General features: G+C 63.7%; 16 protein-coding genes. 11 read left to right on the top strand and 5 right to left on the bottom strand.

The features are described 5' to 3' along the window. Window positions 1-157 precede the first annotated feature (157 nt). Window positions 158-541 carry a hypothetical protein gene (locus VMF11_06175; GenBank protein HTU69890.1) on the top strand — a complete coding sequence of 128 codons (384 nt, stop codon included), beginning with the start codon at window positions 158-160 and terminating at the stop codon, window positions 539-541. Window positions 542-672: 131 nt separating this feature from the next. On the opposite strand, the gene VMF11_06170 is transcribed toward VMF11_06175, so the two are convergent. After that, complete coding sequence (locus VMF11_06170) at window positions 673-1,140, bottom strand: GNAT family N-acetyltransferase (protein HTU69889.1); 468 nt, start codon at window positions 1,138-1,140, stop codon at window positions 673-675. 69 nt (window positions 1,141-1,209) lie between these two features. Between VMF11_06170 and VMF11_06165 the strand changes: the two genes are divergently transcribed. The 8 genes from VMF11_06165 (at window position 1,210) to VMF11_06130 (ending at window position 8,747) form a co-directional block, all read left to right on the top strand. Next, on the top strand, window positions 1,210-1,500 hold the full coding sequence (locus VMF11_06165) for a type II toxin-antitoxin system prevent-host-death family antitoxin (protein HTU69888.1): 291 nt from the start codon (window positions 1,210-1,212) through the stop codon (window positions 1,498-1,500). Next, entirely contained in the window at window positions 1,497-1,922 is a 426-nt protein-coding gene (locus VMF11_06160) for a PIN domain-containing protein (GenBank protein HTU69887.1), read from the top strand. Before VMF11_06165 ends, VMF11_06160 begins: the two co-directional genes overlap by 4 nt. After that, entirely contained in the window at window positions 1,915-3,501 is a 1,587-nt protein-coding gene (locus VMF11_06155) for an FAD-dependent oxidoreductase (GenBank protein ID HTU69886.1), read from the top strand. Before VMF11_06160 ends, VMF11_06155 begins: the two co-directional genes overlap by 8 nt. A gap of 49 nt (window positions 3,502-3,550) precedes the next feature. After that, on the top strand, window positions 3,551-3,673 hold the full coding sequence (locus VMF11_06150) for a hypothetical protein (GenBank protein ID HTU69885.1): 123 nt from the start codon (window positions 3,551-3,553) through the stop codon (window positions 3,671-3,673). A gap of 241 nt (window positions 3,674-3,914) precedes the next feature. Continuing rightward, entirely contained in the window at window positions 3,915-5,015 is a 1,101-nt protein-coding gene (gene galK, locus VMF11_06145; protein HTU69884.1) for a galactokinase, read from the top strand. Continuing rightward, a complete protein-coding gene (locus VMF11_06140) occupies window positions 5,012-6,028 on the top strand; it encodes a UDP-glucose--hexose-1-phosphate uridylyltransferase (GenBank protein HTU69883.1) in 1,017 nt (338 codons plus the stop codon). Before galK ends, VMF11_06140 begins: the two co-directional genes overlap by 4 nt. Beyond that, entirely contained in the window at window positions 6,025-7,668 is a 1,644-nt protein-coding gene (locus tag VMF11_06135; protein ID HTU69882.1) for a beta-galactosidase family protein, read from the top strand. The genes VMF11_06140 and VMF11_06135 overlap by 4 nt, the downstream gene beginning before the upstream one ends. Further along, window positions 7,665-8,747: a patatin-like phospholipase family protein gene (locus VMF11_06130; GenBank protein HTU69881.1), complete on the top strand. Its 1,083-nt coding sequence runs from the start codon at window positions 7,665-7,667 to the stop codon at window positions 8,745-8,747. The genes VMF11_06135 and VMF11_06130 overlap by 4 nt, the downstream gene beginning before the upstream one ends. An 87-nt stretch (window positions 8,748-8,834) precedes the next feature. Here the strand turns inward: VMF11_06130 and VMF11_06125 are convergent, their stop codons facing one another. Together VMF11_06125 and VMF11_06120 are read right to left on the bottom strand one after the other, a co-directional pair. Beyond that, window positions 8,835-9,182, bottom strand: a complete 348-nt coding sequence (locus VMF11_06125; protein HTU69880.1) for a type II toxin-antitoxin system PemK/MazF family toxin — start codon at window positions 9,180-9,182, stop codon at window positions 8,835-8,837. After that, window positions 9,179-9,388 (bottom strand): CopG family transcriptional regulator, encoded by a 210-nt coding sequence (locus VMF11_06120; protein HTU69879.1) that lies wholly within the window; start codon window positions 9,386-9,388, stop codon window positions 9,179-9,181. Before VMF11_06120 ends, VMF11_06125 begins: the two co-directional genes overlap by 4 nt. A gap of 121 nt (window positions 9,389-9,509) precedes the next feature. Between VMF11_06120 and VMF11_06115 the strand changes: the two genes are divergently transcribed. Beyond that, on the top strand, window positions 9,510-10,142 hold the full coding sequence (locus VMF11_06115) for a hypothetical protein (GenBank protein HTU69878.1): 633 nt from the start codon (window positions 9,510-9,512) through the stop codon (window positions 10,140-10,142). 5 nt (window positions 10,143-10,147) lie between these two features. Here the strand turns inward: VMF11_06115 and VMF11_06110 are convergent, their stop codons facing one another. Both VMF11_06110 and VMF11_06105 read right to left on the bottom strand, forming a co-directional pair. Continuing rightward, window positions 10,148-10,561 (bottom strand): type II toxin-antitoxin system VapC family toxin, encoded by a 414-nt coding sequence (locus VMF11_06110; protein HTU69877.1) that lies wholly within the window; start codon window positions 10,559-10,561, stop codon window positions 10,148-10,150. After that, a complete protein-coding gene (locus tag VMF11_06105) occupies window positions 10,558-10,809 on the bottom strand; it encodes a type II toxin-antitoxin system prevent-host-death family antitoxin (GenBank protein HTU69876.1) in 252 nt (83 codons plus the stop codon). The genes VMF11_06110 and VMF11_06105 overlap by 4 nt, the downstream gene beginning before the upstream one ends. 258 nt (window positions 10,810-11,067) lie before the next feature. Between VMF11_06105 and VMF11_06100 the strand changes: the two genes are divergently transcribed. Continuing rightward, window positions 11,068-11,682 (top strand): hypothetical protein, encoded by a 615-nt coding sequence (locus VMF11_06100; GenBank protein HTU69875.1) that lies wholly within the window; start codon window positions 11,068-11,070, stop codon window positions 11,680-11,682. Window positions 11,683-11,685: the final 3 nt, after the last annotated feature.

Below are 11,685 nucleotides of genomic sequence, written 5' to 3'. Positions count from 1 at the left end.
GGCAAGGGCATTTTCCGGTGCGGGTCTTCGTTGCATCCTCGGTCACAGAGCGCGTTGCTATGCTCCCTCGGATGCGCCTCGATTCGCACCGGAAAATGCTCCTTGCGATCGGTACAGCGACTTCTTCAGAGCTTCCCTAGGGCGGTATAATCGAGCCATGAAGCACGTTCATCTCGTGACGCTCGCCCTCGCCATGCTCCTGACGGCGGTGCCGTCGGTCGCACCCGCGCAAAACCTCGCCAAGAACGCGCCGACGCGCCAGGCGATCATGGAACTAGAATATCAGCTCAATCAGCCCGGTGTGCCGGACGCGCGCGCCGCACAACTGCAGTCGCAGATCGCTCAGCTCGAAACCCAGGCCAACGGCAGCGACTATCCGACCCTGCCCGTCCCGGTCTACGGCAGCTGCGATGCCGACAACTCGGCGATCGCGTTTCTGCAAGACCAGCTCGCCACCGTCGACCTCGACTACCAGCAAACGGTTATCGACCAGCGCGCGATCTACGACCTGGGCGTAAACCTGAAGCAAAGGGGATGCTAGGCCTTGGTAAGAGCGCCCGTTTCTCATTGACGCGCTCCGGCCTCGCCTGGTAGCCTACGGACACGAAGCCAGTTGACGAACCCCGAGCCGAGGATGGCGAGGGGTTCTCTATTTTTACCGGAGCTTGACGTTCAACCGAGCTGCTTTTCCATGAAGTAACTGGTTTTGATCGCGCTCGCGGGCAATGAGGAATACGGCTCGAAGGCGCGGCACGGGACGAACCCGTGACGGCGATAGAACCCGATCGCGGCGGGTTGATGAACCCCGGTCTCCAATCGCACGAGGCGTAGTCCCGCGTGGCGCGCTTCGTCTTGCAGACGCTCGATGATCGCGTCGGCCACACCGGCGCCGCGGGTTGAGGCGCGCACGTACATGCGTTTGATTTCGGCGAAGTCATCGAAGCAGGCGACGCCGCCGCATCCGACGGCATCGCCGTCGAGACGCGCGACGAAAAACCGCACGGGCGGCTTGAAGATCGCCTCGATCGCAAGTCCATGGCGCTGCTCCGGCAAATAGGTACCGGCCAGCTCCGCGTCGAGTTCGCCGATCAGAGCGCGCACGTCGTCGGTAGGCAGATGGACCCGTTCAATCTCCGTCATACGCGACGCTTCGCCACCCGGTCATCCTGAGCTTGTCGAAGGGCGCCCCTGACGGAGCGGCTTGTCATAATGACCATTTCTAGTCATAATGTGGTCATGAAGCAGGTCGGGATCGCCGAGTTGAAGGCGCGGCTGAGCGAATATCTGCGAGCGGTTCGCCGGGGTGAGACGATCGCGGTGTTGGATCGCGAAACGCCCATTGCGCGCATCGTCCCTACGGCCGAGCGGACCGCACTGCGCGTTCGTAAACCGGCATCCGGCGCTCCCGCGCTCAATCGGGTGCGGCTGCCCGGCAAGCCCTTGAAGCTGAGCGTCGACGTCGTTGACCTCCTGCTCGAAGAGCGGCAGGGGCCGCGTTGATCGCGTACATCGACGCGTCCGTACTGCTGCGCGTCGCGCTCGAACAGCCCGATGCCTTGAGCGAGTGGCCGCAAATCGAGCGAGGTGTGTCGAGTGCGCTGCTGAGCGCCGAATGTCTGCGCACGCTCGACCGCCTTCGGCTGCGAACCCGCTTGGACGATCCCGAGATCGCGCTGCGGCGCTCGACGATTCTCAGTCTGGTCGCCTCGATCGAACTCGTCGACGTCGACGACACCGTTCTCCAACGCGCTGCGCAGCCGATGCCGACGGAACTGGGAACACTGGATGCAATCCACTTGGCGACCGCGCTTCTGTGGAACGAGACGAGAGGGACGCGCTTGGCCGTAGCAACGCACGACCGCGCGCTCGCGATCGCGGCGCGCGCCCACGGTATTGCGGTGGTCGGTACTCACGATGTTTAGTGCTGCCGAACTGCGCGCAATTCCCCTCTTCTCGGCGCTCGGCGACGACGCGCTCAATTTTCTGAGCGGACACAGCGCCGACATTCGGCTGCTTTCCGGCGAGTACGTGGCGCGCGAAGGCGACACGACCCGCGTCTTCTTCGTGCTCGTCGAAGGGCGGCTCGAGGTCACGAAGCTCGTCGACGGTGACGAGCGCGTGATCGGCGTGCGCCTCCCCGGCGAAACCTTCGGCGAACTTCCGCTGGTGCTGAACGCACCGCTGGCGGCGAACTTTCGCGCCGCGCAAGACGCGCGCGTGCTGCGGCTCGACGGCCGCGAGTTCAAGACCCTGACACAATGGGCGCCGAACCTCGAGCCGGCACTCGAAGCCTCCGTGCGCGACCGTATCGAAGGGCTGCAAGAAGTCGCCGCGGCGCCCACCGCACCGATGCTCACCGTCATCGGTCCGCAGTGGGACAACGAAACGCACGAGATTCGTGAATTCCTCGAACGCAATTCGATCGATTTCGATTGGGTTACCGCGACCGACACGAGCGATGAGTATCCGAAGGTTCGCCTGCGCGACGGGAGCGCCTTGAGCAATCCGTCGACGCGCCGGCTCGCCGAAGCGCTGGGCCTCAATTGTTCGCCGCGCCGGCCCGCCTACGACGTAGCCATCATCGGCGGCGGACCGGCCGGTCTAGCTGCCGCCGTGTACGGCGCATCCGAAGGTCTCTCGACCTTGCTCATCGAGCGTGAAGCGCCGGGCGGACAAGCCGGCACCTCCTCGCGGATCGAAAATTATCTCGGCTTTCCCTACGGTATTGCCGGCGGCGATCTCGCCCATCGCGCGCTCGAGCAGGCAAAACGCCTCGGCGCGGAAATCGTCGTCACCCGCTCCGTGCAACGAATCGACCCGGCCGCCTACACGATCGCGCTCGACGACGACCAATCCGTCGCGGCCCGGACGATCGTGCTTGCAACCGGCGTGTCGTGGCGGCATCTCGACGTCCGGGCACTCGACCGCTTGCGCGGACGCGGCGTCTACTATGGCGCCGCTCCGGACGAAGTTCGCTCGCTGTACGGTAAGGACGTCTTTATCGTGGGTGCGGGCAATTCGGCCGGCCAAGCCGCGGTCAATCTCGCGAGTTGCGCGCGCTCGGTAACGCTGCTCGTTCGCGGCGACGCACTGGAAAAGAGCATGTCGCGTTACCTGATCGTTCAGCTCGCGACCAAGACGAACGTCCACGTTGCAACGCGCACCGAAGTGACCGATGCGCACGGCGACACGCACCTCGACGCGATTACCACGATCGACACCGCCACGAACACGACCAGCCGGCAATCCGCCGACGCCCTGTTCGTGATGATCGGCGCCGATGCCGAAACGCAGTGGCTGCCGCCGGAGATCGAGCGCGACGCGCGCGGCTTCGTGCTGACGCCGCATGTCTTGGAAACCACGGTGCCCGGGATTTTTGCGGTCGGTGACGTGCGCTCGGGTTCGATCAAACGCGTCGCAGCCGCGGTGGGCGAAGGCAGCATGGCCATCGCCCTCGTGCATCAATATCTCGCTCAGTCCACGTCGTCATCCCGAGCGTAGCCGAGGGACCGCCGCAACCCGTCACCCTGAGCTCACCGATCGCGAGTTGGTGATGCTCACCTGGGCCATCGCCACCATCAATAGCTACAATCGTTTCAACGTCGCGTTCCGCACGCCGGCCGAGGCCGCCGAACCGCTGTTCAAACAACTGCGCCAAATGGCCCACGCCTGACTCGCTCATCGACGAAAAAGAACGAGGGGGCCTTCGACTCGCTGCGCTCGCTCAGGACAGGCTCCGCTGCGAAGCAGCGAATTCGAGGGACTGCAGCGAACGTTTGCACCATGAAGTCGGTTTTCGTCTTGCTCCTCTTCTTCTCGCTCACATCGATTCAAGCGCTCGCGGCGGGAACGATCGGCAGCACTTTATTTCTCACGAACTACTATCGCGGCTACTGCAAGTAGCGTAGTCGCGCGTGATCGAGGTTCGCACCCCGGGACGCGTCAATCTGATCGGTGAGCATACCGACTACAACGACGGGTTCGTGATGCCGGCCGCCATCGGATACTACACGGTCGTGCACGCCCGGCCGCGCACCGATCGCGAGGTGATGATTCGATCGGATCGTTTCGGGCAGCCGGCGCTCTTCACGCTCGGCGCGTTACCGCGCGCGCGTCGCGGCGACTGGACCGATTACGCGCGCGGCATCCTGATCGAACTCGAGCAGCACGGCGCGACGCTGCACGGAGCCGCTCTCGACGTGACCGCGACGCTTCCGATCGGAGCGGGTCTGAGCTCGTCGGCGTCGTTCGAGATCTCAATCGCGCTGGCGATGCTGGCGGTGAGCGGCATCACGATGGATCCAACCGAGCTCGCGCTGCTCGCCCAGCGCTCGGAGCACGAGCACGTCGGTATCCGAGCCGGAATCATGGATCAGTTCGCCGTGCTGTGCGCGCGCGCCGGCCATGTGCTGATGCTCGATACGCGCTCGCTCGCCGTCGATCACGTTCCCTTCGGCGCCGGTGCTCGGCTGATCGTCGCCAACACGATGGTGAAGCATGCACTGGCGAGCAGCGAGTACAACCAGCGCCGCGCGCAATGCGAAGAAGGCGTCGCGCTGATGCAACGGCGCTTCCCCGAGATTCGCGCGCTGCGCGACGTCTCGCTCGAGATGCTGGAGCGCTGCAAAGCCGATCTGCCCGAGGTGATCTACCGCCGCTGCCGGCACGTCGTGAGCGAGGATGCTCGCGTCCTCGACGCCGCGGTCGCATTACGCGAAGCGAACTTCCCGCGCCTGGGCCGGCTGATGGACGAATCGCACGCGAGCCTGAAGAACGATTACGAGGTGAGCTGCGTTGAACTCGACGCATTGGTGGAGATCGCACAGCGCCTCGACGGCTGTTACGGTGCACGCATGACCGGAGGCGGATTCGGCGGCTGCACCGTGAATCTCGTCGCTGCGGCGTCGGCCGATGCGTTCGCGGCGGCGCTGGCCGATGGCTACCGCCGTGCCACCAGCATCACGCCCGATCTCTACGACGGAACACCGGCCGCCGGAGCGCACGTCGCCTCATGACCGCATGGATGAACGCACCGCACCGGCGCTACAATCCGCTGCTCGCGCAGTGGGTGCTGGTCTCGCCGCATCGCGCCGAGCGCCCGTGGCTGGGCGAACGCGAGACGCCGCCGCCGGCTACGGTTCCGGCCTACGATCCGCACTGCTATCTCTGTCCGGGCAACGAACGCGCGAACGGTGCGCGCAATCCGCGCTACGACTCCGTCTACGTCTTCGACAACGACTTTCCGGCGCTGCTGCCGCAAACACCGCACGAATCGATGGACGAAAACGAACTGCTCGTCGCCCGCAGCGAGCGCGGCCGATGCCGCGTCGTCTGTTTCTCGCCGCGGCACGATCTCCATCTCGCCGCGCTGCCGCAGCCGGACGTTCGCCGCATCGTCGACGTCTGGGCCGCGGAGTCCGAGCAGCTGGGCGCGCAGCCCGAGATCAACGCCGTGACGATCTTCGAAAACCGCGGCGCGATGATGGGCGCCAGCAATCCGCATCCGCACGGCCAGATTTGGACCAACGAACACGTGCCGAACGATCTTGCCGTCGAGACACGCACGCAAGCCGGCTATCTTCGCAGCCGCGGATCGTGTCTGCTCTGCGCCTACGCGGAACACGAAGTGACCGACGGCACGCGCGCGGTATATGCGAACGAACACGTCGCGGCGCTCGTCCCGTTTTGGGCCGCGTGGCCGTACGAACTGCTCGTGCTGCCGCGCCGTCACCGCCCGAACCTCGCCGCTTTCGCCAGCGCCGAGCGCGACGCACTCGCGGCCGCGATGCGCGACCTCACCGCGCGCTATGACCGGCTCTTCGCCACCCCGTTTCCGTACTCGATGGGGCTGCATCAGCAACCCAGCGGCGAAGGCGTGCACGATGAATGGCACGCGCACGCGCATTACTTTCCGCCGCTGCTGCGATCGGCGAGCGTACGCAAGTACATGGTGGGGTACGAAATGCTCGCGCAGCCGCAGCGCGATCTCACGCCGGAAGCGGCGGCCGAGCGGCTTCGCGCCGTATGACCGGCGCGCGGCAGGTCATCTCCGGCGAGCTCCACTATCCCCGCATTCCGCATCAGTATTGGGCGGCGCGCTTCGCGATGGCCGCGGCGATGGGGCTCGACACGATCTCCACCTATACGTTCTGGAACGTGCACGAACAGCAGCGCGGGTCATACGATTTTTCCGGGCAGCGTGACGTTGCACGGTTCGTTCGGCTCGCGGCCGCGGCGGGGCTCGACGTCATCCTGCGTCCGGGACCCTACGTTTGCGCCGAATGGGACTTCGGCGGATTGCCGGCGTGGCTGCTCGCCGACGGTGCGCGCGTTCGCACCACCGACGAGCGCTATCTCGCGCCCGTGCTGCGCTGGCTGCGCCATCTGGGCGAACAACTCGCACCGCTGCTGCGTTCGCGCGGGGGTCCGATCGTCGCCGTGCAGCTCGAAAACGAATACGGCGCGTTCGGCAACGATACGGACTATCTTCGCGCGCTGCGCGCGGCGCTCGTCGATGCCGGCTTCGACGGCGTGCCGTTTTATACGATCGATCAGCCGGCCGACGCGCTGCGCGGCTGCCTGCCCGATCTGCCGATCGCGCTTACGTTCGGTCCCGGCGATCCCCGCGCGAACTTCGAAACGCTCCGCGCCGCGCGCCCGAACGCGCCGATGCTCTGTGGCGAGTATTGGGCCGGCTGGTTCGATCACTGGGGCGAACCGCACGCGCACGACGATCCGGCGCAAGAAGCGCGCGATTTAGCGTGGATGCTCGCGGCGGGCGCTAGCGTGAATCTCTATATGTTCCACGGCGGCACGAGCTTCGGATTTTGGAACGGCGCGAATACCGACGAGCAAGCGCGGTATCGGCCGACGACCACGAGTTACGACTATCGCGCCGCGCTCGACGAATCGGGCCGCCCAACGCCGAAATATTTCGCCTTTCGCGAGGTGATCGCCGGCCATACCGAACGTGCGCTTCCGGCGGTGCCGCATCTCGAGCCCGTCCTCTCGCTGCCGGCGCCGGTTTTGGTCGAGACCGCTGCGCTCTCGCAAGCGTTCGGACGCGCGTTCGCCGCGCCCGATCCGCTGCCGATGGAGTCGGTCGGGCAAGCTTACGGCTACATTCTCTATCAAACGCGCATCCGCGGAGCGGCTCGCGGCGAGCTTGCGATCGAGGCGTTGCGCGATTACGCCGTCGTCTGCGTCGACGGCGATGTCGTCGGGCGGCTCGACCGCCGGCTCGGCGAGTCGGTGCTTTCGATTGACCGGGCACCCGAAGGCTCGCTGCTGGAGATCCTGGTGGAAAACGGCGGCCGCGTGAACTACGGTCCCGATTTTCCGTTCGAGCAAAAGGGCATTACCCGCGCAGTCTACTGGAACGGCCAGCCGCTGCTCGACTGGACGGTGCGCCCGCTCGACCTTCGCACGTTGCCGGCGCTGGCGTTTTCCGAACAATCTCGTAACGCACCGGCCTTCCATCGGGGTACATTTGAAATGGGCGAATGTGCCGATATCTATATCGAGACGAGTTCGCTCGGAAAGGGGTCATTGTGGGTCAACGGGCAACACGCGGGGCGGTTTTGGGACGTTGGACCGCAGCAGGCTTTGTACGTTCCGGCGCCGTGGCTGCGCCCGGGGCGCAATGAGGTGATTGCGTTCATCCTATGAAAGCACTGGTACTCAGCGGCGGCGGCGCGCACGGTGCGTACGAGGCCGGCGTCGCGCACGCGCTGATGCAGCGCGAATCGTTCGACTTCATCTGCGGCGTTTCGATCGGCGCGATCAACGCGGCATTGCTCTCAACCGGAGAAGACGGTGCGATCGAACACTTTTGGCATCATGCGATGCCCGAAAGCGCGCCGCGGCTCTTCCCCCACATTCCGCGGCTACGTCAGACGATCGAGCAGATCGTCTCGATCGGCAGCGGCAACGCGTTGCAAGATGCGATGCGTATCGCTCGCGCGGCGACCCTCTTTCCGTTCATTCGCAATCTCGGACGCATCCACCACGAAACGCTCGCGCTGATCGCGGCCGAACTCGGCAAGATGCTCGATTTTTCGCGCCGGCGTCACGCGCTGTTGGTGGGCGCAACGAACATCACGCGCGGCTCGTCGGCCGTGTTTCAGGCTGACGGCGTTTCGCACCGGATTCCGGACCACCGCGCCGAGCGCGTGCGGCTGACCGAGTATCACGAGATGGACGCGCAGAATTTCGTGATGCTGCTGCTCGCCTCGTCGGCCATGCCGGGTCTCTTCAGTCCGATCGAACTGACCTTCGGCGAGGAACGCGCGCTCTATGCCGACGGCTGCATCATTCACAATTCGCCGCTCGCACTCGCGATCGATCACGGCGCCACCGAAATCACGGTCGTCCTCGTCGATCCCGAGCCGACGGACGGTGTCGGCGTGAAGACGCCCGACCTCGCGCAGATGGCTCACAACATCGCGACGCTGTGGCAGCAGCGCATGCTCGATTACGAACTGCGCCTCGCCTATGCGCACAACGAGATCCTTCGTCTCGGCGGCGATACCGAGAAGCGGCCGATCTCGATTCGACACGTGCGCCCGAAAGCCGAACTCGAGATTGACATGCTGGCTTTCGACGACGCGCCGGGTCTCTCGCGCCTGTTCGATCTCGGCATGCGCGACGGCGCGCTGAGCCCGCTTCCGTCGATTCCGGAACTACCGCCGCGCGCGTCCGCCGATCGCCGTAACTGGCTCCGCCGTCTCTGGCAGCGCTCCGCGTAATTTGTCATCGCGCGTAGCGCCCTTGTCATCCCGAGCGTAGCGAACGCAGTGAGCGTAGTCGAGGGACCGCCCCAACCTGTCGAAGGGTCACCGTTCCACCAGCCGCGCAATCTGGTCTCGTATTTCATCGAGCTGTTCTCTCGCCACACGCGCCTCGGTCGCGCGGGCACGCCGCTTTGGAATCGTTTGAACGCTCCACGAGAGAGCAAAGCATCGCTTCTTGCAATGGTTCTCTTTCGTCGGCGCGATCTCTAGCGATGCTTCAGAGATGCACATCGCAGCATCGCTCGTCAACGGGACGACCAAGAGGTACCCGAATTCTTGATGGAACAAATCGCTACGTCCAATGACGACGGCTGGACGCTGCTTACCTGGTTCACCCGTCGCCGGCAACGCATCCCGCCAATCGACGACGACGATGCTTCCGGGCGTCACCCGCGGAAGAACTCCGTTGGGTCGTCATTCCATTCGGGGTGCTTTTTCAAGTGCTGCATGACGCGTTGCGTGTCGGACGCAATTCGAGCAGCATTTGAATCGCCGTACGCCGTAATGGCTCGTCGGATTACCTCGGTTTCCGAGGTTTTGCCCTCGCGCGCCAGCCGCTTCACGATTCGGTCTTGCTCTTCTTCGAGATAGACCATCTTTTTTACCATACTGACATCATGACATATTGACATAATGCCGTCAAATATACCGGACCGTCACCGTTCGGCCCGATCGCCCGTTGCACAAAGCGTCATCCTGGCCACCGGAGGATCATCGATGAAGACTACGTGGATTTCCGCGCTCGTTGCTGCCGTTGCCGCCGTTGCCATTGCCGCGCCGGCGTGCGCCGATGAAACGCCTACCTGCAGGGGACCACTCTCACCCACTGAGACCGCATTCGTCCAAAGCGTCCAACGCGACATAACCGCGCGCTTTCCGCACGCGAGCGATGCCATCGCCGCCGGTTACGTTCGCTACACGTCGCCCGACGATACCGGAGCGATCAGTTACGCCAACCGCAAGTGGGTCTCAGACCCGACGCATCCCAGCCAACTCTGGTACGATGTGAACGGAAATCTGATGGGCGCCGATTTCTCCGTGCCGCGTCCCAACGGTGAACCGCGACCGCAACTATGGGGCATCGATCCGTGCCGCTGGTTCGAATTCAACGGACACGTGCATTACGTCGTGCGCGTTCCGGATACCGGAAAACTGCTCTACGATCAATACGTGTGGAACAGCGACTTTGTCGCCGCCGGCGGCAGTCTGTCAGACCCGTCCGCGCAAACGATCGTCAAGATCGGCCGCGTCCCCGACGCCAGCGACGTCGTCACGATCTTCGAGTTCCCGACGATTTGGGATCTGATCGTCTGGGTGAAGCCGCACCAGCCGAACCAACTCTTCTGGTAAGCACCTTACGATCGCTTCTGCCGTCGCGGCTGCCAGAGCACTTTCGCCGCGCGTGCCGCCGCGCGCAGGGTGCCGTCGACCGTTGCAAGCGGAATGCCGGATTGAAGTGCTAGCGCGAGATACGCTGCGTCGTAGCCCGTAAGGCTGTGATCGCGCGCGGTAATCGTGATGAGGTGCGGATCGGGCAGTTCGACCGTTAGGGCGAAGTCCATAATGTCGGTCAAAGCTGCCGATGCATCGCTGCTCGAGATTCGCTTTCGCCGCTCAGCTTGGAGCAATCCGTGTACGACCTCGGTTTGGAAGTTCCCCGGCACGCATGCGCCATGCTCGCTCACGTAGGTACGCGCCGCGATCACCTCGGCGTCGATCTCTTCGGCAAGGACCCAGCGCAACGCCATACTTGCATCGACAACGATCACTTGCGTCCTTCGTCGATCAAAGACCGAATATCGAGATTCTTGAGCCGCCCTTCGGCTGCAAGTCTCGACCGAAGCGACTCGAGACGCTCAGCGGCTTTCCGGCCGCGATCGAGGGCGCGACTCTTTACCGGTCCAATCTCCGCAACGGGTCGACCGTTTCGCGTGATTATCGTCGTTTCGCCTTTGAGCGCATCGGCAACCAAAGCCGAGAATCTCGTCTTGCCTTCGAAAACCCCGATCGTCTTCATAAAGCTAGTCTACCAGCTGGTTGGTCATCGCGCAACATAGGCGAAGGCGCGCAGCCCCCTCCCCCTCATCCCGAGCCCTTCGACTCGCTACGCTCGCTCAGTACAGGCTGCGCGAAGCGCCGTAGTCGAGGGACCCAGGTCATCGTTAGCCTCACATGCCATTGGTCCATTTGGACTACCACCGCATGACATGGAGATTTGCGCCCGGAAAAGCACAGCACCAAATCTTCGTATTTGGTGAACGGGAGCGATACTGCTATGAGATCCGTTGTAGCTTTTCTTTTAGTGACGCTATCCTTCGTGAGCAGCTTACCCGCGGGCGCAGCCACAGCGCCAACAACATCAGCGCCGGTTGGATCGCCCACGCCATCGTCATCGCCGGTCGTAGAGCTTGTAAAGGGTGGAACCCCCGTCGACATTTCGCTGGTACAAGATATATCGTCACGCGACGTCAGCCAGGGCACGACGGTTCCGGTGATCGTGGTGCGAAATGTCGACCTTGACGGGATGGTCGTTATTCCCAAGGGCGCAGCAGGCGAGGCAACTCTCACGAAAGTCGAGGGAGCGGGGGGAAACGGAAGCGGCGGTAAGATCGAGTTCGTCATCAACTGGGTCTACAGCGAGGACGGCGGTAAGGTGGTGCTTTCGGATAACGCCAACACCAGCGCAAACGCGGACCGGAAAGGTGAGGCATCGACGTATGCCATCGCCGGCTATCTCACTCTCGGCGTCCTCGGCTTGTTCTCACACAACATGGCGCGCGGAAAAGATGCCGTGATCTCAAAAGACAAAGTCTTTCACGCCTTCGTCGATCACGACGTGCACATCACCACGAGCCAGGCGGACAATACGGAAGCCGGTTTTGACCACTGAACC

This window comes from Candidatus Baltobacteraceae bacterium (assembly GCA_035502855.1).
In the GTDB taxonomy this organism is placed as follows: Bacteria; Vulcanimicrobiota; Vulcanimicrobiia; order Vulcanimicrobiales; family Vulcanimicrobiaceae; genus Aquilonibacter.
This window is presented reverse-complemented; position numbering and strand designations above follow the sequence as displayed.